At 46.9% G+C, this 22,917-nt stretch carries 14 protein-coding genes; 6 read left to right on the top strand and 8 right to left on the bottom strand.

Translation table 11 applies throughout. The features are described 5' to 3' along the window. The first annotated feature begins 299 nt into the window (after positions 1–299). The 3 genes from L876_RS21150 (at position 300) to L876_RS0105360 (ending at position 3,026) form a co-directional block, all read left to right on the top strand. Entirely contained in the window at positions 300–758 is a 459-nt protein-coding gene (locus L876_RS21150; protein WP_037428045.1) for a GNAT family N-acetyltransferase, read from the top strand. Between the two features lie 82 nt (positions 759–840). Next, complete coding sequence (locus L876_RS0105365) at positions 841–1,869, top strand: sulfotransferase (protein ID WP_028762859.1); 1,029 nt, start codon at positions 841–843, stop codon at positions 1,867–1,869. A 47-nt stretch (positions 1,870–1,916) separates the two neighbouring features. Then, the gene (locus L876_RS0105360; protein WP_028762858.1) at positions 1,917–3,026 is read left to right on the top strand and encodes an aspartyl/asparaginyl beta-hydroxylase domain-containing protein; all 1,110 of its coding nucleotides are present in this window, start codon (positions 1,917–1,919) and stop codon (positions 3,024–3,026) included. A gap of 63 nt (positions 3,027–3,089) precedes the next feature. Here L876_RS0105360 and L876_RS0105355 read toward each other — a convergent pair whose 3' ends face one another. Further along, entirely contained in the window at positions 3,090–4,679 is a 1,590-nt protein-coding gene (locus L876_RS0105355; protein ID WP_028762857.1) for a tetratricopeptide repeat-containing sulfotransferase family protein, read from the bottom strand. A gap of 329 nt (positions 4,680–5,008) precedes the next feature. On the opposite strand from L876_RS0105355, the gene L876_RS0105350 reads away from it, so the two are divergent. Next, on the top strand, positions 5,009–5,482 hold the full coding sequence (locus tag L876_RS0105350) for a LabA-like NYN domain-containing protein (protein WP_028762856.1): 474 nt from the start codon (positions 5,009–5,011) through the stop codon (positions 5,480–5,482). 9 nt (positions 5,483–5,491) lie between these two features. On the opposite strand, the gene L876_RS0105345 is transcribed toward L876_RS0105350, so the two are convergent. The 7 genes from L876_RS0105345 to L876_RS21135 form a co-directional block, all read right to left on the bottom strand. Then, the gene (locus L876_RS0105345) at positions 5,492–7,120 is read right to left on the bottom strand and encodes a glycogen synthase (protein WP_156029378.1); all 1,629 of its coding nucleotides are present in this window, start codon (positions 7,118–7,120) and stop codon (positions 5,492–5,494) included. 9 nt (positions 7,121–7,129) lie between these two features. After that, entirely contained in the window at positions 7,130–8,404 is a 1,275-nt protein-coding gene (gene glgC / locus L876_RS0105340) for a glucose-1-phosphate adenylyltransferase (RefSeq protein ID WP_028762854.1), read from the bottom strand. A 114-nt stretch (positions 8,405–8,518) separates the two neighbouring features. Then, positions 8,519–11,026 (bottom strand): glycogen/starch/alpha-glucan phosphorylase, encoded by a 2,508-nt coding sequence (locus tag L876_RS0105335; RefSeq protein ID WP_028762853.1) that lies wholly within the window; start codon positions 11,024–11,026, stop codon positions 8,519–8,521. Next, positions 10,998–13,193, bottom strand: coding sequence for a glycogen debranching protein GlgX (gene glgX / locus L876_RS21145; RefSeq protein ID WP_051412940.1), 2,196 nt, complete (start codon positions 13,191–13,193; stop codon positions 10,998–11,000). Before glgX ends, L876_RS0105335 begins: the two co-directional genes overlap by 29 nt. Next, positions 13,184–15,523, bottom strand: coding sequence for a 1,4-alpha-glucan branching protein GlgB (glgB, locus tag L876_RS21140; protein WP_051412952.1), 2,340 nt, complete (start codon positions 15,521–15,523; stop codon positions 13,184–13,186). The genes glgX and glgB overlap by 10 nt, the downstream gene beginning before the upstream one ends. A 7-nt stretch (positions 15,524–15,530) precedes the next feature. After that, on the bottom strand, positions 15,531–17,747 hold the full coding sequence (malQ, locus tag L876_RS0105320; RefSeq protein WP_028762852.1) for a 4-alpha-glucanotransferase: 2,217 nt from the start codon (positions 17,745–17,747) through the stop codon (positions 15,531–15,533). A gap of 288 nt (positions 17,748–18,035) precedes the next feature. Continuing rightward, entirely contained in the window at positions 18,036–19,253 is a 1,218-nt protein-coding gene (locus L876_RS21135) for a porin (RefSeq protein WP_081730631.1), read from the bottom strand. Between the two features lie 126 nt (positions 19,254–19,379). Between L876_RS21135 and L876_RS0105305 the strand changes: the two genes are divergently transcribed. Next, entirely contained in the window at positions 19,380–21,260 is a 1,881-nt protein-coding gene (locus L876_RS0105305) for a methyl-accepting chemotaxis protein (protein WP_028762850.1), read from the top strand. A gap of 253 nt (positions 21,261–21,513) precedes the next feature. After that, positions 21,514–22,662: an L-threonine dehydrogenase gene (gene yiaY, locus L876_RS0105300; protein ID WP_028762849.1), complete on the top strand. Its 1,149-nt coding sequence runs from the start codon at positions 21,514–21,516 to the stop codon at positions 22,660–22,662. Positions 22,663–22,917: the final 255 nt, after the last annotated feature.

Genomic DNA, 22,917 nt, shown 5'->3' with positions numbered 1-22,917 from the left:
ATAATTTGGTTGAGGGATATTTTAAAGAATAAAATCCGCTTATAGCGTAAAGCTGTGTAAAGCAGCGCAAATCAACACTGAAAAATCACTTTGAAATTGCAACAAAACATGAGTTGTTACCATTAGCAAACAAGTACGCAACCCCAGGCGACTGAAGCGACACATAACCGCAACACATAAGGCGACAAACAAATCCATCACATCAAGCTGAGCCTCTTGGATGAATGAGCCACCACAACTATTTAGCCCTGCGTCAAATTTTGCTACCCTAGCCTATAATATCCACAGTCCAAGCCATTATGATCCTCACCTGGTTAGACCCAAACTCACGTGCAGAGGTGTATCGGTTTTATCGCCAATTTATGCCCTATGCCCGACTAACTAAAAAAGAACTAGTCGCTGTTGGTTATCGGTTAACAACACTTCGACAACCAAGTGTGGCAAGTGACACCATTACAGCGGCCGTTCGACTGAGGCCTATAGGGCCTTACCAGCTATTAACAGGCATGTTAGTTCACCCAGATTATCGCCAACAAGGACTTGGACATAGCTTGATGCAAGCGATTGATAAACCACTTCAAACCACACCGAGCTTTCTATTTTCACTGCCTGAACTCACCCACTTTTACGCCCAACATGGGTTTGTTGAGCATGGTGTTATGCCAGCGGAGATAACTCAGCTGTATCAAGGTTATATCAATCAGGGAAAGCAACTGGTATTAATGCGTTATGAACTACAGACGTTAACTAAATCGTAACACCTTGGTTGAGTTTTTTTGTAATAGCATTAAAGTAGGCGCTAATAACAATAAAAAAACGCCCAAAATTAGGTGATCTCCGTTGACCTCAAACTGCTTCGATAGACCCATCATCATCTTGTCAGCACCGCGCTCTGGTAGCACGCTGTTATTTGAAATTTTATCTAAAAGTAAACACTTATGGACCATAGGTGGTGAAAGCCATGGCGTCATTGAAAAACATCGCCAGCTAAACATTACCCATAAACAATTTGAATCCAACGCACTGGACGAATCTGATTGGAGCCAGCCCTTAAACAATGTCCTACAAGATGACTTTCGGGCCGCGCTGCGAAACAGTCAGGGCGAACCCTATACACCCGATGTCGGCTCGATACGCTTTCTAGAAAAAACCCCAAAAAACAGCTTACGTATCGACTTTCTTAACAAGGTTTTTCCCGATGCACGTTTTATCTTTTTAGTCAGAGATCCCAAGGAAAATGTCAGCAGTATTATGCAAGCCTGGCGCAGTCAACGTTTTAGAACCTATCCCGGTCTGCCAGGTTGGAATGGTGACTGGTCACTCTTGCTACCAAAAGGGTGGCAAAAGCTCAAAGGTGCCCCACTCGAATCTGTTGCCACGTTTCAGTGGCAACAGGCCAACGAAACAATCATGCAATCATTGACCAAACTCGCCCCTGAACGTTGGCAGCTAATGAGTTATCACGAACTCATCGCATCCCCCCAAACAGCGATTGCAAAATTAACCCAATTTTGTGACATTCCATTCGATGATGCACTGCAAGATTTATGTCGTGGTCCACTGCCCTTTTCACGCTATACCGTATCAAAACCAGCCCCTAACAAATGGGTTAGCAACTTTGGTGAGATACAATCAATGTGGCCACAAATGCAAAGCACGCTAAAACAGATAAATACCTGGTTAACTCGCAGTGGGCAAACACCACTGAGCGAACATTGGCCTGCCGAATTAGCGCCAACTGTCGATGACTCACGCAGTCAGCTAAGTGCCGAGCTAAATTCCCCCAATTACGCTGATGTGGGACGCAATGCACCATGCCCTTGTGGATCAACAAAACGCTTTAAGCATTGTCATGGCAAACTGAGTTAATCTGCGCTGTGACCAATAAACCTATAGCAACAAATCGGGTACCCTAAATGAAGTTGGATCATGAGTTTTACCAGTTACCGCTGACCTTTGATATTGAGCAGTTACAGACAGAGATAGCCCAATTTGATGAAACTGATTGGGTGGCTCACCACGAGAGCTTTAAAGGCAACTCGGCGATAGCCTTAATCTCGGTAGATGGTACCTTTAATAATGAATTTAAAGGGCCGATGAAGCCAACACCAGCGCTCGATAAATGCCAATACATTCAGCAGGTCATTGCCTCCTTCGGTGAAGTTATCGGCCGCTCGCGCTTAATGCGCCTCGCCCCAGGTTGTGAAGTACCTCTGCATAGTGACATCAATTACCACTGGCATAAGCGAGTCAGGATTCATATACCTATCACCACCAACGAGGATGTCATTTTCCATTGCGCCGATAAGCAGGTACACATGGCACAGGGTGACTGCTGGATCTTCGACTCGTGGAAATATCACAAAGTAGTTAACGATAGTAACGAGATGCGAGTACATTTAGTCATCGACACCATCGGCTCTAGCCGTTTCTGGCGCATGATACGCGAGCAGTCATTAGTGTTAGGTGAAGGCACCCACCTGCCTCGAAAACACCTGATGTTTGATACCCGTGCTCAACCGACTATCCGCACCGAACATGTTAACTTCCCCATCATCATGCATCCGAGTGAAGTATCGGCCTTAACCCAGACACTCACAGAGCAAATTGTCAGCTATCAAGGTAACAATGCCGACAACAGCAAAGCATTTATTCAATTGCTTGAAGATTTCAGCTTAGATTGGCAGGAGCTCTGGTCATTATTTGGTGAGGACAGAGCGGGGTGGAGTCATTATCACCAACTACGCCAACACACCTTATCCTCTGCAGCGCCTTTTGAGCCGCTGGTCATGGTTGACTCGCTCACCTCGGCAATGAAGATATTAGTGCACCTAATCATGGGACCTTGTATGAGCACAGAGCTGGCTCAGCAGCAGGCAACAAAAAACAGTGCGCCACCAACAAACCAAGCAGCTAATGCTGTGAATATTGCCACTGAGCAACTGCCCGCAGGGCTCACTCGCAATAGTCCATGTCCTTGTGGATCAGGCAAAAAATATAAACAGTGTCACGGGCAATTAGTGTGACCACAAAAACGAGGCTGTACTTAATACCAATCGGTATAAGGTACAGCCCAGCCATCAATACAGCTAAGTAAGGAAAAGTTGGTGTGCTTTGGCAGTGATATCTTTAAGTGTTTGATACTCATCGGCCATATAGGGCTGGTAATGCTCACTCTGCCCTATCGCCTTTTTATTCATTGGGCGCCTGACTTGGCTAGCACTCGGCGTTAACACTGTGCGTGTAGATTCATAAAAACGCAGACAACTTTCTTCAAAGCCTAAACCACAATAATCAAGCATCGCTGGAATTTGCACATCTGGATCATGCACTAAGCTCTCAAAACAAAGATGATAAATATCCCCAGCGAAACAGTTTTGCCAATGACTCATCAGCTGTAAATACGCTTGCCAGTACAGGCAAATATGCTCAAGGCTGTATGAGTAATCGTGACCGCGACTAAAGTGCTGCTTATAAACCCCTAAGCCATTATCAGCCGCGTCGCGGATGACATTGATGATCTTGGCTTCAGGAAACAGCACCTTAATTAAGCCAATATGCATAAAGTTATTAGGGTTTTTATCGATAATATAACGGGCGCTAGCTTGCTGTTCTTTTGGCAAATATTGCGAGGCCTGCGCTAAATAGCTAGCACGCATCGCAGCTATCTTCTCTGGCGGTAGTTGCGATAGCATCCTGCTATAGCCCCCTGCCATCTCTAGCTCAAGTGCCAAACGTTCCATATAGGGCAGCTCATCGGTAGCTTCAACCAAACTATGGCTCGCCAGGATCTGCTCAGACAGCGTGGTACCAGAGCGCGGCATACCAACAATAAAAATGGGGATTAAGCTTTTTTGTGGTGAGGTTGTTTGAATCGGTGACAATGGTTTGCTTGCTAATAAGCGCTGAACCAGATCGGTAAAAGGCTGAACTTTAAACGGACGCAAGGGCTGCATCAATTGATTTGCGCGTTTAGCGGCATCGAACGCTTTGCCATAGTCCTGATGCTGCTCATAAATTCGATTAAGCGCAAAGTGAAACAGTGACTGACTCGCTGCAGAAAATTGCGCCGATGCGACATTAGTGGTCAATGCCTGTTCATCCGACTCGGTAAATCGATAATTTTTTAAATCGGCAAGACTCCAATAGCCCGTCGCCTGATTTTGTGGGTCGAGGGCGATATAGTCATGGTACAGCTGAGCGGCTTTAGCTGTATTGCCTTTAGCTTTGTATACGTGACCTAAATTAAGCGATGCCTGTGCCGTTTGCTCTCCCCCTGCCAAGGCTATACTTAATGCTTGCTCTGCTTCATCCATCTTGCCAATGCGGCTTGCATTTAGGCCCAGTCTAAACTGCAGTTTTATCTCTTGTGGTGCTTTGGCGACTAACCGCGCAAGCGTTTGATAAGCTGTGAAATAATCTTCACGGTTTTCAGACAAAACCACTAAATTATTCAATACCTCATCGTTCTCAAAACCGTTAGCTAAGGCTTGGCAGTAATGATTTTTTGCTTCGACAACATCTCGACTTCTAAAGGCAAGATGCCCAAGAATGGCTAGCGCCTCGCCGTTGTCAGGGGCCCTACGCACCACCTTTCGCGCATAGATGCCTGCCGATGAATATTTGCCTTGAGAATAAAATGCTCTGGCTTCCTCTAAGTTACGTACTTCTCTACTCAATGATGACTCCGGCTATTATTGTTGTTATACCGATCAACTGAAATAGGTGATCTACTGAATTAGTTTCAATGCACCTACGTAAAGCAATGCATTATTAACAATATGTCTTTATTGACAATTTACACTTACGCCCAGCTATGTTTGCTAAAAAAATCAGCGCCATAAATGCGATTACTTGGCTTTATCAAGCACTGATAGCAAAGCTATTTTACTGGTCGAGTGTCGAAATGCAACGAAGTGATAACACAGGCAATGACCATAAGATACTTCACAGTCGGCAAACACTCAGGTATGGTTTTTGAGCCTCCTCATTAACCCTTAAGGTTCAAGTGAAAAAACTCGCCATCTTTGTCGATGTCCAAAACATCTACTACACCTGTAAAGAAGCCTATGGTCGCCAATTCAACTACCGAAAACTATGGCAACACTTAGGTTATGAGGGAGAGATAGATAAAGCCTATGCCTATGCCATTCATCGAGGTGACGATGGGCAGCTCAAGTTTCAGGACGCACTGAAACATATTGGTTTCGAAGTAAAGCTCAAACCGTTTATCCAACGCAGTGACGGCAGCGCGAAAGGTGATTGGGATGTGGGTATCACCATAGATATTATGGAAGCTGCCGCAGAGGTTGACGCCATTATCTTACTCTCTGGCGATGGCGATTTTGGTTTGCTACTTGGGCATGTTCACCATAAATATGGCGTCGAAGCCCAAGTGTATGGTGTACCACAACTCACGGCTAAATCCCTGATTGACGCTGCGACGCAGTTTCATCCCATCGACACAGCCTTGCTCCTATAATGACGACGGTTAAGTCGCAAACTGATAGAGCTGCTCACAATACGCCTTCGCTGAGCGTGACCAATCGAAACGCTTGGCCTTAGCATTATCACAGATGGCTTGCCACTCAGCGGTTGCCATCTTAGGTAGTAGAGCATCAAATCGGCGCAGCATCTCACTTGCCTGCTCGGCGATGCTATCGCCGAAAAACACAAAGCCATTCTCCTCATCGTTGACGGTATCTAGCAAGCCACCCACTCCATGCACTAAACAGGGCTGGCCCGCCCTCATCGCTAACATCTGACTAATACCACAAGGTTCAAACGAGCTCGGCATGATAAACAGTGACCCTTCATCATACAGAGCCTGCGACAAAGATAGGTCAAAGCCATTAAGAAACAGAAAATTATGATTACAACTGGCGAGTTTGGCCAGCGCTTGCTCAATCTCACTGTCGCCACTGCCTAACAACACCAACACCCCTCGCGGTGAACATTGTTCCAGTCGCGCTAACAGATGCGCCAATGTACTAATTCCCTTGTCATCTTGATGAAGTAGAATCTTCACCTTTTGGTCGGTTAAGCGCCCCACAGAAGTCAGAATCGTTCTTGGTTCAATACTATCGCCCAAAGCTCTGTTGAGCCTTGCAATTGTCACGAGAGCAATTTGGTCGACACTGCGCAAGTAGGGATGATTCACCATCCACCGTTGCAGTGCATTTTCAGCCTGATTAAGTAGCAGCGCCATGGTATCTAAGCCCCCTTGTTCCAAGGCTTTACGCGCTGACAGCTTGCGGCTCGATGGCGAAGTTCTCTCATACTGGCAACCGTTGAGTATGCCAAACAATTGCTGGTGTTGCTGTTTTACTTGCAAGTCTTCCTCTAAGCCTTCACCACCATACAACCCCCGCTGTGCATCAGATGGCTGCAACACCTCTTTGGCATAATTTGGAGAGACCAGATGGACCTTGTCACTTAATACAATTGCGGCGCGCAAAGGGTTAAAACAGTTAAGGTAACGTCTATCACAGATATGGTTAATAGCTTCATCGCTTAAATGACGATAGAGCTGCGGAAACCATGACTGCAATGATGAGTGCTCATTATTGAGCGGACGTGTCCCCTGTATTGCTAAATTATGAATCGTTATGGTGCTAGGAATGCGTTGCAAAATTTGATGCTCTGGCGAATAAGCTCGCAACAACGCCATCACGCCACAATGCCAATCATGTAGGTGGAGATGATCTGGCAACGCAATTGTTTGTTGTGCCAATGCCGTCGCAACACTGGCACAAAACAGCGCAAACTTATTGGCATCATCTGCAAATGGTCGATCGCTTTGCCCTAGCGTATAGACATTGCCGCCATCATCAAATAGCGGATGGTCAAACAGGTAGAGGTTCACTTCAGGCAACTGCGGATGAACACATTGGTGTAAGGTTACCCAATGAGGCTGTCCATAAAAGCTCACTTTAACCATGGTTTGCTGGTTCACGGTCAGTTCTCGATGCAGAAAACCGTAACTTGGCATGGCAATGTCGGCGCACACACCATAGGGATATAGCGCATGGGGGAGATCACGGATCACATCCGCCATACCACCTACTTTCGCTCCGTTCAGCGCACCATTTTCGGCCGCAAGCATCAATACTCTTTTCATTGCTAGCCTCTACTCATAACCCACAGGTAAACCCAACATATCGCGAGTCACTAAGGTAATACCGCCCTCTGAAACCCTAAACCCACGCGCCCTGTCATGGTCATGATTGTGACCTATCACTGTGCCCTCGGGGATAATGCAGCCTCTATCTAAGATGGCATTTTTTATTTGGCAGTTACGCAGCACCACCACATCAGGCAACACCACAGCGTTCTCCACACTGGAATAGGAACAAACCTGCACTTCATTAAACAACACACTGCGCCTGACGGTTGCTCCTGAGATTATGCAACCACCCGACACAATCGAGTCGAGTGCCATGCCACGACGATCATCATCATCGAAAACAAACTTAGCCGGCGGTAACTGTTCCTGAAAGGTCCAGATAGGCCATTTGGCATCATAGAGATTAAGCGCTGGCGTGGGTGATAACAGTTCCATGTTGGCCAGCCAAAATGAATCTAAGGTCCCCACATCACGCCAATAAGCTTCTTCATCAGTAAAGCCACTCTTAAAAGGGTGAGCATAAACTTGATGGTCTTGAATGATCGACGGAATGATATCTTTACCAAAATCTCGGTCAGAGCTTTCATTCATCGCATCTTTTTTTAGCTGTTCAAACAGAAACTCGGTATTGAACACGTAATTACCCATTGATGCTAAGCAATTTTCTGGGTTATCAGGTAGGTGCTTTGGCAATTCAGGTTTCTCCTCAAAACCTAAAATCTTGTTGTTACCATCGACCTCGACTACACCAAAAGCCCCAGCAGCTTCAGCAACTGGCACCTCTAAGCACGAGACAGTCATGTCAGCCCCAGACTCGGCGTGAGCCGCTAGCAAGCCCGCGTAATCCATGCGATACACATGATCCCCCGAGAGGATCATTACGTATTTAGGCAGTTCATGCCGAATAATATCGATATTTTGAAACACTGCATCGGCAGTCCCCTGATACCAACTTTCGGAATACCTTTGTGAGGCGGGTAAGATCTCAACCGACTCGCCGAGCTCTTTCTTAAAGTGGCCCCAACCTCGCATCACATGCCGAATAAGCGAATGTGATTTGTACTGGGTTACCACACCAATACGGCGAATGCCTGAATTAACACAGTTGGACAATGGGAAGTCGATAATACGAAACTTACCGCCAAAATAGAGTGAAGGTTTAGCACGCCAATCGGTCAACTCATGCAGCCGAGAACCGCGGCCTCCCGCCAAAATCAATGCATAGGTATCTCGGGTCAAATTACTGATATAACGTGGACTAGGGCTTATATTAGGCATAGGTACTCACTCCTTGAGAAGATAGCGAACAGATATTTTTGATGGTCAACAGTGTTGAAGCCCTGCTATTAAAATCGATATTGATGGCATTGTGATGACAGTGATACCCCATACTTAAACTCTCCATATTTCATCGCGGTATTGCCCTATGGTGACATCGCTAGAAAAGCGCCCGCTGGCGGCCGTATTACGCATACTCATCTGCGCCCAATGATGTTGGTCGCGGTAGGCATTAGCCGCCTTCACTTGCGCTACACGATAAGATTCAAAGTCGGCAGCAATCATCCATGGATCATGGGGGTTGCGAATGCTGGCGATAATAGGATCAAAAATATCTGGTTCAAGCAGATTAAAATGGCCACTTTCCAGCAGTGCTAGCACCTCACTGAGCGCGGGAGACTGATCAATAAACGATTGTGGGTCGTAGTGCGGTTTTATCCCTTCAACCTCAGAAGCATTTAAGCCAAAAAGAAAGAAATTATCTTCCCCCACCTCTTCAAGCATCTCTATATTGGCGCCATCGAGCGTCCCTATGGTCAACGCACCATTCATCATAAACTTCATATTGCCTGTGCCTGATGCCTCTTTGCCGGCGGTAGAGATCTGCTCAGACAAATCGGTACCCGGGCAGATAACCTCCATAGCACTGACATTGTAGTTTGGTAGAAAAGCAAACCTCAGGTAAGGCTTTACCCTAGGATCAGAATTGACCATGTGGGCCACATTATTGGCCAGCTTAATAATCAGTTTAGCCATGGCATAACCCGGCGCCGCTTTGCCACCCAGTAGCACACATCTAGGCGTTAACGCTTTGGTGTCGCCACGCTCGGCCTGATGGTACAAATGGATCACATGCAAGATATTAAGCAGTTGACGCTTGTATTCATGGATGCGCTTAACCTGCACATCAAACATCATGGTGGGGTCAAAATTAACACCGCACTCTTGCGTGACAAGCCCTGCTAACCTTTGCTTGTTATGCTGTTTAACCTGCATCCAAACATCCAGCAGTTCAGTGTCATCGGTAAACGCATTAAGGGCATTGAGATGGCTCAGATCCGTCACCCAACCTTCGCCTAATCGTTTGGTCAGTAGTCTCGCCAACTCAGGGTTACTTTGAGCCAACCAGCGCCTTGGCGTCACGCCATTAGTCTTGTTATTAAACTTCTCTGGCCAAAGTTGATAAAAATCTTTAAATAGCCCGCTGGTCAGCAACTGAGTGTGCAACCCTGCCACGCCATTAACCGAGAAGCTGGCCACTATGGCTAAATACGCCATACGGATATTGGGCTCAGGTCCCTCTTCAATGATCGACATCTGCGCCAACTTGGTGACATCTCCCGGCCAGTGATGCGCCACCACGTCCAGATAACGGGCGTTTATCTCATAGATAATATCCAACAACCTTGGCAACATATGGGCAAACAGTCGCACAGGCCAGCGCTCAAGCGCTTCGGGTAACAATGTATGGTTGGTATAGGCCATGGTCTCAGAGGTTATCTGCCACGCACTGTCCCAACTCAAACCATACTTATCCATTAACAGCCGCATTAACTCAGGAATAGCAACGCTGGGGTGGGTGTCATTAAGCTGCATGACATTGAGCTTGGCAAAGTCAGTAAAATCGGCGCCATGGCGAGCAACCCATTTATTCAAAATATCCTGTAAGCTTGCGCTCGAAAGAAAGTACTGCTGGCGCAAACGCAGTTCTTTGCCGTTCTCACTGGCATCGTTGGGATAGAGCACCATAGTGATCTGCTCGGCCAAATTTTTACGTGCTACCGCTTCGGTATAATCCCCCTGATTAAATTCCGCTAAATCAAAGTCATCAGTCGCTTCGGCCTTCCAAAGTCGCAATGTATTGATACGGCCATTATGGTAACCAGGGATTGGCATGTCGTAAGCCACCGCCAACACATCCTGCGTATCTGCCCAGGTAAACTGGCGCAGTCCGTCGCGGTCGACATAAGATTCGCTTCGGCCAAAAAATGGCACAATCACATTATGAGTAGGCACTCTGACCTCCCATGGATTACCATCTCTGAGCCACCGGTCTGGGCGCTCAACCTGATGACCTTCAGATAGCTTTTGTGCGAACATGCCATATTCATAGCGTATTCCATAACCTGTCACAGACAGACCTAAGGTGGCGCAGCTATCAAGAAAACAAGCCGCTAGACGTCCCAATCCCCCATTGCCAAGGCCCGCATCATGTTCTTGCTCCTCTAACGATTCAAGCTGCACAGCATAGGGCTTAAGTACCTTGATACTTTCATCGGTAATATCGAGATTAAGTAGCGCATTACTAAGCGCCCGCCCCATCAAAAACTCCAGCGACAGATACGCCACCTGTTTGGCTTTATATTGGCTGTCTTGCATACGAGTTTGTTGCCAGTTCGGCAACATCTGTTCTTTAACGCTTAACGCTAACGCTGAAAACAGGGTTTGATAGTCGCCTTCCACAGATGAAAGGCCATTACTCACATGCCTTTCGAAACAAGCAGAGAGGGAATCACAAGGCTCACAAGGCGCAACCTTTGCGGACGCGGCGTGTTTACCTTCCTTTTTCGACTTGGCGCTACTACTGCGTTTTTTAGTCGTGGATGCTTTTACCTGACTCATGACTCTCTCCTGTAAATTGGGCGTAAAACACCATTAGACTTCTGTCTTGTAACACTAAGCTCTCACCATTAGAGAGGTGGGAATGAGCATGTATGGGGGTGTCTTGGGTATGAAGTAAACATTGCCAATCGCCAATATTATTGAGGCGTGGCAAGGTAAAGCCTTGTGGCAGCTCATCGGCATTAAACATCAGCAACAAAGCTTGACGGCAGCCTGCTTGCGCCTCAAGTTCGCCACTGATCACTAAGCTTAATGTGCGGGTCTGAGCCTCGCCCCAAAGGGCTTTGGTCATTAATTGCCCTTGGCGGCAGAACCAATCTAATCCGGGGGAACTTAAGTTGGCGCTGTCATGGATATAGTCGCGATGACATAGCATGGGAAAACGGCGTCGCAGCCTAAGAAGCTTGATAGTGAAATCGAGCTGCGCATCACTGTCGATATCTTGTTGCCAATTGATCCAACTATTAGGGTTATCTTGGCAATAGGCGTTATTGTTACCCTGCTGACTGTGCCCAAACTCATCTCCGGCAAGTAACATGGGAACACCTTGGGATAAACATAAAGTCGTCAGCATGTTACGGCATTGACGAGCACGCAATGCGGCGATATTGACATCTTGGCTGTTGCCCTCTACACCATAATTGTCGCTGTAGTTTTCGTTATGGCCGTCGCGATTTTGCTCGCCATTGGCTTGATTATGCTTGTGTCGATAACTCACCAGATCCATTAAGGTAAAACCGTCATGGCTGGCAATAAAATTGATACTGGCCGCGGGTTTTCTGCCAGAATGCTCAAACAGATCGCTAGAGCCGTGAAAGCGCCGCGCAAACTCGGGTAACATCCCCGCATCGCCGCGCCAGAATCGCCGCACCGTATCCCGGTAGCGATCGTTCCACTCACTCCAGGCAATCGGAAACTGCCCCAACTGATAACCACCGGGTCCTATATCCCAAGGCTCAGCAATAAGCCGTACTTGGCTAAGTACCGGGTCTTGACTGATGGCATCGAAAAACCCCGAACCTTTATCAAACCCATGTTCCTCTCGGCCTAATGTGGTAGCCAAATCAAACCTAAAGCCATCAACCCCCATCACCTCAACCCAATAGCGTAGCGAGTCCATGACCATTTGCAGCACATAGGGATTGCTTAGGTTTAACGTGTTTCCGCAACCTGTATCATTGAGGTAATAGCGCGGTTCTGTCGGGTGAAGTCGGTAATAACTGGCATTATCTATCCCTTTAAAGCTGTAGCTTGGACCGAGTCGATTGCCCTCTGCACTGTGGTTATAGACCACATCCAGTATCACCTCGATCCCCGCTTTATGCAGCGCATCCACCATAGTGCGAAACTCATCTATCGCCGCTAAGTTGACGTAACCATTGTGAGGCACAAAGAACCCGATGGTGTTGTAACCCCAGTAGTTAGTCAGCTGTTTCTTTTGCAAGAAAGGCTCACTCACAAACTGTTGTACTGGCAGCAACTCAACGGCGGTGATCCCAAGCTGGGTTAAGTAGTTAATCACCGCGTTATCCGCTAGCCCCAAAAAACAACCTTGAGCGGCTTTGCTCACTTCAGGATGACGTTTAGTAAAGCCTTTTACATGAAGTTCATAGATAACACTACGGCGCAGCGACAGCGATACTTCCTCTTGACTGTAAGGCTTAGCAACCGGCGTGATAGCTGGGAGCATGCGGATATCAAGCACCACACACTTTGGCATACTGCTGGCACTATCTAAGGTAGAAAAGCTAAGATCTTCGGCCATATTGCCAAGCTGGTAACCGTAATGTGAGGGGTGGTCAACAAACTCACCATCGAACGCCTTCGCGTATGGGTCAAGAAGCAGCTTATTGACGTTAAATCGATGGCCTAACTCTGGTTGGTAAGGCCCGTCTACTCGATAGCCGTAACGGCAGCCGGCAGAGAGTCCACTGATATGTCCATGCCAAACCCCTTGCGACTGCCGCGGCAGCTCAAAACGCGCAATCTCATGTGATGCTCTTTTAACGGATATTGAGCCGTCTGCCAGTACAGTATCGTCAGTGGCAGAGTCATCCTCAAACAGACAAAGGTACACTCGGCGCGCATTGGCTGAGTACAACGCAAAGTTAACACCATCATCAATCGTGGCGCCTAAAGGGTAAGGTTTACCATTAGTTAACTGCATGGTATCGCCTTAACATCATCGGCGCTTGGCGCACTTAAGTTACCGTCTAAGGTTAAAACCAAACAAGCTAACGGTGGCACTGTGATGACTGCACTTTGGTTCATCCCTTGATAGGGCTCTTCCTCACTGCTAACCCTTCCTGCGTTGCCCACATTGCTACCACCATAATAATGGCTATCACTGTTTAAGCGCTCTCGATAAGCTCCGGCACAGGGCAAACCAACACGAAACTCACGGTAAACTTCGGGCGTCATGTTAACAATAAAGATCAATTTCTCATCACCACTTTGGCGAATGAAGCTGACAATGCTGGCACTAGCGTTATCACAATCAAGCCAATGGAAACCGTCACAGTCATGATCGCTACCATACAGCGCGGTACTCTGGCTATAGAGCGTGTTGAGATCTCGAACCCAACGCCGAACCCCTTGATGGGGGGCGAACTCGAGCAGATGCCAATCTAAACTCTTATTGTGGTTCCACTCGTCTCGTTGGGCGATATCAGCCCCCATGAACAGCAATTTCTTGCCAGGATGTCCCCACATGAAGCCAAAGTAAGCACGCAAAGTCGCAAACTTTTGCCAATCGTCTCCGGGGATCTTATGCAACAGCGATCCTTTGCCGTGCACCACTTCATCATGACTTAGCGACAAGATAAATTGTTCAGTAAAGCTATAGACCAGACTAAACGTCAGCTCATTATGATGATGACTACGATAGAGAGGGTCACGACTGAGATAACTTAAGCTGTCATTCATCCAGCCCATGTTCCACTTGAAACCAAAGCCGAGTCCGCCCTCTTGCACCGATTTCGTCACACCGGGCCATGCCGTCGACTCTTCAGCTATCATGATGATGCCAGCAAAACTTTGGTACATACGGGTATTTAACGCTTGTAAAAAAGCGATAGCCTCTAGGTTTTCTCGCCCACCATGGGCATTGGGTAACCACTCTTCTGCCGTCCGGCTGTAATCGAGATAGAGCATCGATGAGACTGCATCGAGACGCAGCCCATCAAAATGAAACGCCTCTAACCAATAATTAGCATTACTCAGCAGGTAGCTTTTAACTTCGCCACGGCCATAGTTATAGATAAGCGTATCCCAATCGGGATGTTCACCTTGACGTGGGTCTTCATGCTCATACAAACAGCTGCCATCAAAGCGGGTGAGTCCATGGGGATCTTTAGGAAAATGTGCCGCCACCCAATCGAGCAGCACACCAATCCCCGCCTGATGGCAGGCATCAATAAAGGCTTTAAGCTCATTGGCACTGCCAAACCGATAGCTTGGCGCATACATGCCTACAGGTTGATAGCCCCAAGAACCATCGAATGGGTATTCGGCAATCGGCATCAGTTGCACATGGGTGTAGCCCATCTTTTTTACATAGGGAATTAACTGCTCAATCAATGCTGAATATTGCAGATACTGTTCACCACGCTCTCCTTCTCGGCGCCAAGAACCAAGATGAACCTCATAAATAGAGATTGGAGCTTGATGCCAGGCTGTATTGGCCCGTTTAGCTAACCAAGCATCATCTTGCCACTGATATGTTTCCCAACTTGGTACGCGTGATGCGTTACCTGGGGCGCTTTGCATCATCTGACCATAGGGATCTGATTTCAGTAAGCAGTGACCCTCGCCCGTTTCAATTTCATATTTATAATGGCTCAATGCTTGGATACCGGGAATGAATATATCCCATACGCCATTGGCCACATGTTGACGCATAACATGCTGCGACCCGTCCCAATGATTTTCGTCATTGACCACTGAAACCCGTTTAGCATTGGGAGCCCACACACAAAAATGCACGCCAGCCACACCATCAACTGAGCGATGATTAGCGCCCAAAAAGTGATACGCCTGCAGCTGTGAGCCTTCGCTAAAAAGATAGAGATCCTCTGCGGACAACAAGGAGTCAAATTGATAAGGGTCAACAACCTCCTCTACCGTTAAGGGATAATGCACCCGTAGTCGGTAGCGAAAAGGGTTCACTCTTCGCCCTGCCAACCCAGCAAAAATGCCATCGTCATTAAGCTTTGCCAACTCAGCGACCTTTCGTCCATCAAGCGCATTAATTAACTCGACCCGCTCAGCCCCCTTCAAAAAACAACGCACCACTAAACGGTCGACTAATTTGGGGACCTGATTTGAATCGCTGTCAGCTGGTAGCGCTGACGATGTTTGAGCATTAGCAGTCTTAGCCTTGTTAGTCATCGATACACTTATTCGGTGCATCCCAAGTAATGAGAAGATATCGGTATAGTTAGCGCGCAGCAGTTTCTGCATCGCATAGGCAGGCATTAGCTCAAGGGATGAAGTCATCTTGTTATTATCCATGGCAGTCAATTGTGTCCGTAACAGGTTGCGTGGTGACAGGAGCGTCGCTGCGTGCACACCGAATACGATGCAGTAAGCGATTAATCGCAAGTGATTGAGAAAGTGCTTCTATGGTGTAAGGTAAGCGGCGTTGCCAGTTGGCGTATTCTTGCCACGTGCCAGGAATATTAACGGCGTAACGTTCACTGCATAGGTCGACTAACTGAACGCTAAACAAGCTTGAGGAGGACTGCGCCGCAGTCGTCATCCAGGCTTCGAGTATTTCAGCAAACTCACTATCGATATTGCCAGTAAAACCACTGGTTAATTTGAGCAAACTCAGCAGTTGTTCGCGCTGCACGTCTCGACTCGCCAGGGCGATATCCAGTTGCGCATCGCTATCAATTAGCCACAGTTGTCGCCTAAGATGCAGATCGCTTTGCGACCACCACGCAGCAAGGTTGGGCACGTCATGGTTGGCCAGCATCATTAAGCTGTGGGGTTTGTGCTCGTTAGGCGGCATAAACCCATGCTCATTTCGGCAAAAGTAGAACAACTCATTGGAGTAGATGCCACATTGGGCAAGTGTTGCGCGCAACTCTGGCGGGACGGTACCTAAATCTTCACCAATCACCATACAAGCCGCGCGCTGGCTCTCGATGCACACAATGGCTAACAAGGTGTCCATGGGGTAATAAACGTATGCACCGCCGCTATCCACCTCATCTTGTGGCCACCACCATAACCGCATTAACGCCATGACATGATCGATACGCAGTGCACCGTAATAGCGCATATTGCTGCGGATCAATTGGATAAAGTGCTCGTAACCTCGATGTTTGATCCCTATGGGGTCAAACGGTGTCAGCCCCCAGTTTTGCCCTTGGGCAGCAAACTCATCGGCAGGGGCTCCGATGCTGGCTCCTTGGCAATAGCTCGCTAAATTGAAATTGACTTCGGCACCGCAGCCACTCGCCCCCACCGCCATATCACCGATAAGACCAATGCGCATCCCGGCTTGGTGAGCCTGTTGCTGGCAACCTAACAACTGCTCGTGGGCGACAAATTGCAAATACTGATGAAATCTTTCATCTGCTAACACACCACTTGTGGCCCGATTCGCCTCAAATTGACAGTACTGGATGAGGGCAAGCCCTTCCTGCTCGACAAATGCGCTGAACTGATTGTATCTCAGGGTGTTTTTTTGATATTCATCGCCCACAAATGTCATATACAGGTCGCTAAACAGTGCGTACTTGGTGGTAATAATCCCTGGGTAATCAAGCCAATTATCGCGATTCAACCTCATCTGGTTTATAGCAAGAGCGGCCACTCTGTCACTGATTTTTGGGTATTCAGCAACCTCGCTCACATCGATATAAAGTGGGTTAATCCGCCGTCTATCGCTTGGGCTATAGGGACTAATATTTAGGCGATTAACATCAAGCTGTGCCTCTGAAAACGGTAACTGCAAGCCATGAAGCGGATTTAGCTGAATAAAGTCGCAACCACTTGCTGCCGACCAGTTGATCAACTGCCGCAGATCACCAAAATCACCTATGCCCCACTGCTCTTGGCTGCGCAGACTATAGAGTTGAATACTGACACCCCAAGGCCGCTTAGCTTGCGTGTTTGACTGGGGTTCAGTTTGAAATTGATAGGCCTGTCTAGGCGCTAGCAGTAACGTGCCTTCGGCGATACACGCTGTAGATTCACATTCATCGGCTAGTGAAATGACGACAGTGTGATAGCCCAGTTGCCAGAGACAATCGCTTGTTTGCCAATCATGCAGTGACAATTGATAACGATAGAAGCGCTGGCCGTGACTCACATAATCGCCCGTGCAATGCAACGTATCCCGAGTCAACAAACCGCGATGGCTAGCACCTTTCTCGGTAGTTAGGGTCAGCATCAGCGCCCGGTTATCCCCTTCAGCAAGCATGATGGTTAGCTTGGGGTTGTCGATAAATCCGTGTTGAAATTCGGGTAAGATCTGTCGCCAAGGTGCAGCATCAAGCAACTCAATACGCTTAGCGATGGCTTCATGGTTAGTCGCTTCAAATTGATCAGGCGCTAATTGCCCTAATGCAAACTCCTGCTCTGGCTCATTAGCTAGCATGCAAGACAATATGCCGACTCTGGCAGACTCCGGCGTCTGACTATAGTGGCCAGTGTTATCAACAAAGCCGGCTCCAACACCTTGCAAATAGAGCAGTTTCTCTAACCCCATCACCATTATCCTTGCCTACAGCAGTTATGCTATGTGGAGCATTTAGCATGCCAAGGAAAAATAACAGCTTGAAGACAGAGATGTGTCAAACAGATGACAAATATATATGATTTAAAATTAGTAACTTATATATTTTAGAGAGAGAAGGTGATTGGAAGCCAGTGGTGAGTTAAACCTTTGTAGGGTTAAGATGGTGCACAATAATTGTGCACCTGAACCAGATGGAGGCAGGATCAGTTGCCAAGGCGACGCCAGTAAGGCCATCAAGAAAGCACAGTGACACCTTGGTTAGAATTGCCAATCTTTTGCAAAATCACAGCGAAAACCGACAGACCAAGAGTCGAAGTCATCGAGGTAGTCATAATTACGAGTCAAGTATTCGATATGAAAGCGGAGGTTATCGTCAGGTAACCACTCCAAGGTCGTGTTGTAACCATCGTAACCCTGACTCAAAAACGCGCGATGACCATCGTCAAAATCGAAATAGCCAAGCTTGAGCCTAAACTGTTCGCTGAGCCTATAGGCACCTGAAATATCTAGTGTATGGCCAGTTCGCTGCTCGGGTACAAGGTCGCGATTGTAGCGCTTATCTTGGTAGGCCGCCGCCAAATATAAACCATTACCGAAATCATTGGCCAACACAGCTGCCCAAACTTCGTCGTCGCCATCGACTTGATTTGCTGTGATACTATCTTGTTGCAAATAGGTAATGGCACTATGAAAACCATTAATGTCGTAGCTCACCCCTAGGTTAACTAAATCGGCGCGATCACTGCCACCATCACCATCAAACTGACCCGCGGCGAGCCAATTGAAGCCTCCTGTTTGTAAGCGATAAGTCACCATATTGTCAACGAAAAATATCCCTTCTGCATCATAAGAGAAGGGACTGTTGGCATGATTGAAAATATCAACATATTCAGCGATTAACAGATACTGAGGTGGCCTCTGCTTACCTATACCAACCCGACCAACGGGGCTTTCTACGGCAACATAAGCCCTTCTGGCTTTACCAAAGTCACCATTATTTGAGATGTCGATCCCCCACTCACCATGCAATACCGCAGTCCATCCTGGCATAAATTCGTTGCTCGCCTTAATCCCCGCATGGGATAGCGCATCACGGACGTCCCAGAAACTTTCACCCTTTTCATCAAAGTAACCGTAAGTGGGTCTCATCGTCGCGTAGACCCTCACATTATTCTGTGGTGCCTTGCTCACTTTTTCACTTGGCTTGTTTGCAGTTGGACTCGTAGAGGTCGTCTCACTAATCACTGCCGCAGTGGTGACCATGTCGGCCGCCTTATCTTGCTCTGTCAGACGACGTTGCTCCTCCCGTTCATTGAATGTTTGCTGTGCCTTTTCAAGTGCAACGACTTGCTTTTGGAGTTGTTCAATCTGCTGTTTAAGTAACTCAATCGTTGCATCAGGCTCGGCGGCTATCGCTCCTAAACTGACACAACAACACCAACAAAAACAAACTCCCAGAGACAATAGTTTGCGCATAATGATTCACCAAGATTGCTAGCAGTGAGCAAAGTATAGACTATACTTTTGAACTAGCAGTCGTTGATACAACACAACCCAATTACCATCAACTCATCACCCCTTGGCAGCCGTGGACGAGAAATTATGAAGATCAGAACCAAGTTTTCAGTTGCATCTGGCATTGTCATTTTAATCGTACTTTCTTTACTGGCGCTATCCACTCACCTTGCCATCAACACCACAGTTGAAGATAAGACCCGCGCATACATCGAAGATAATGCCACTTTAATGTCCACAGGGATTGGGAATTGGTTACAAGGAAAAAGTGCGCAAATTAACCTGCTAAAAAGTGTGATTGAAAGTGATTTTTCTGCAGATAACTTTCAAAAGGGCTTAGAGTTTGCTGCCGTCAAAAATGACTTTCTGTTGATATTTGGCACTTTAAACACTGAGACGGGCCTGCGCTCGAATAACCCCAACAGACAAAACCCGCCAAATGTCGATTTTAGAGATAAGCCTTGGTACAAACTAGCCAAGAACCAATCTGAAACCGTCTTTACCGCCCCCTATCAAGATGCGGCCACACAGGAACTGCTGCTATCAATAGTCAGCAACATCGAATATCAAGGGCAATTTCAGGGGGTGATAGGTGGCGACCTTAGTCTCAATACCATTGCTGAAACCGTGAACACCATAAACTTCGACGGGACGGGTATCGCCTTCATCGTTGATGAACAAGGTAATATCATTACCCATCCAACGGCGGATCTTAACGGTAAGAACAGCAACAATATTTACCAGCAAGCACCCACGAACAGCAAACAGATCCTAGAGATAGAACACGATAATCTAGACAAGCTACTCTACTTTTATCCGCTGCCAGCGGCACAGGGCATGAACTGGTATCTCGGTGTGTTATTAGAGAAAGACAAGGTTTATCAGTCGCTAACGGATCTGACTCAGCGTACGGCTCTATTTTCAATTATCAGTATTATTATCTGTATTTTTCTATTACGAAAATTGGCAAAACACCTACTCACCCCTCTTAACCATCTAGATGCCGCCATCGCCAATATTGCCATGGGTGGCGGCGACTTAACCCAAAGGTTAGCCATCAAGAGTGAAGATGAATGCGGAGCTGTGGCTAAAAATTTCAATCAGTTTCTCGATTCGATGCAAACCTTAATTATTGAGATAAAAAATAAAGCCAGTGGGGTGGTCGACAATAGCAATGCGTCAACGCAGTTGGCGATTCAATCAGGTGAGCAGCTAAATCAGCAGAAATCACTCATTGAAGGGTTAGCCACCGCGATGAATGAGATGACAGCAACCTCTGCAGATATCGCCAGTAGTGCGCAAGAAGCCGCCAGTTCAATTACCTCCGTTAACGATGAAACAGAGCAAAGCCGTGTAACCTTCACCGAAACCTCAAATTATATCAATCAGTTATCAGATACCATCACAGACTCGCAAACTGTCAGTGATAAACTGGCTCAATACAGCACCAATATTGAACAAGTCCTTTCGGTAATCAATGGTATTGCTGAGCAAACCAACTTACCCGCCCTTAACGCCGCGATTGAAGCCGCCCGCGCTGGTGAGCAGGGACGAGGTTTTGCAGTCGTTGCTGATGAAGTGAGAACATTAGCCTTGCGCACTCAAGAATCAACCACCGAAATAAAAAGCACCATCGAACAGATACAATCGGCGTCGGCATCGGTGCAACAAGCGATGCAAGAGAGCAAGGAGAAAGCGACGGTTTGTGTGAATCATGCGGCAACGGCAAACAGTGCACTCAAAGTCATTTCAGAATCCGTCAAAGAGATCATGGACAGAAATATCCAAATCGCGGCAGCTATTGAGCAGCAAAGCGTTGTTGCAGAAGAGATAAACCTCAATACCAACCATATTAATGATATCAGTACAACGGTCGGTGAATTTTCTACTAACCAGCTGCAAGCAAATAGCCAGCTTATCGATGAAGTCACCCAGCAACAGGGACTATTGAATAAGTTTACCGTTTAACTAAAGCAGCGATATACGGTATTAAACACAAGGTTGAAAAGGTATCTTCTCCTATCTAACAAAATTTTTTAGTCAGTTTCACTACTGTTGTCATAAATTTACATTTTTAGTCGTACAGATCTAACTTTTCATCATTCCTTCCGCTAGTAGCCACTGTTATTTGAATTGGATCACACCTTTAGGCTTACGAGGTTGGTACTTTAGTTACCAGAAAAGATAACAACTTTTAACATTTGAGCATAAAGGTGATTTTATGGCTGCTAAATTTTTTATTCCATCTGTCAACGTATTAGGACAAAATGCTGTTGATGACGCCATCGGCGATATTAAAACGCTTGGCTTTCAGCGCGCGCTGATTGTTACCGACAAGCCTTTAGTTGAAATTGGCTTAGTAGGCCAAGTAGTAGAGAAGCTTGGCGCTGCTGGCATCACCTCTACCGTATTCGACGGCGTACAGCCCAACCCAACGGTAGGCAATGTTGAAGCAGGGCTTGAACTACTCAAAGCCAATGACTGTGATTTTGTCGTTTCACTCGGTGGTGGTTCTCCACATGATTGCGCTAAAGGTATCGCCTTGGTCGCAACCAACGGTGGAAGCATCAAAGATTACGAAGGTTTAGATATGTCAGCTAAACCACAACTACCTTTAGTTGCTATCAATACTACCGCAGGTACAGCCAGTGAAATGACCCGCTTCTGCATCATTACAGATGAAGCGCGTCACATCAAAATGGCTATCGTTGATAAACACACAACCCCTATTTTATCGGTTAATGATCCTGAATTGATGCTATTAAAGCCTGCAGGCCTTACCGCAGCAACAGGTATGGACGCATTAACTCATGCTGTTGAAGCTTATGTATCAATCGCTGCTAACCCAATTACTGACGCGTGTGCGATTAAAGCGATCGAATTGATTAAGGGCAACTTAGTTGAAGCCGTTGATAATGGTCAAAATATTGATGCTCGTGATCAGATGGCCTATGCACAGTTCCTTGCAGGTATGGCATTTAACAACGCTAGCCTAGGTTATGTACATGCCATGGCTCACCAGCTAGGTGGATTCTACGACCTACCACATGGTGTGTGTAACGCACTGCTATTACCACATGTTCAATCTTACAACGCACAAGTTGCTGCACCACGTCTAAAAGATGTTGCCAGAGCAATGGGTGTTGATGTATCAGCTATGAGCGACGAGCAAGGTGCTCAGGCAGCAATTGATGCCATTAAGTCACTCTCTGTTGCTGTTAAGATCCCTGAGAACTTAACTAAATTGGGTGTTAAAGCTGAAGATATTCCGACGCTAGCAGATAACGCTCTTAAAGATGCTTGTGGTTTTACCAACCCTAAGCAAGCGACGCATGAAGAGATCTGTCAGATCTTTACCAACGCTTTATAAAAGTGACCAGTGACTTGAAGTACCGCTTCGAGTCACTCTGAGAAATTCTCCCTGCAGAAGAGTTTGCTCTGATGAAGGCCTATTAGTTAGCTAATAGGCCTTTTTTATTCCAAGTGAGTAATAATGACAGCACTAATATCTAAATATTCTTTGCTCGTCACACTTATCGACTGGTACGCATGGTTACATCTGTTATAAAATAGTGTCAGCTCGCTTTTTCCCTGCAAAGATTCAGCTAGCTAAAAGGCTCGTTGT

This window comes from Shewanella colwelliana ATCC 39565, assembly GCF_000518705.1.
In the GTDB taxonomy this organism is placed as follows: Bacteria; Pseudomonadota; Gammaproteobacteria; order Enterobacterales; family Shewanellaceae; genus Shewanella; species Shewanella colwelliana.
Note: the sequence above shows the minus strand (reverse complement) of the source record. Positions and strands in the feature narration are given on the sequence as shown.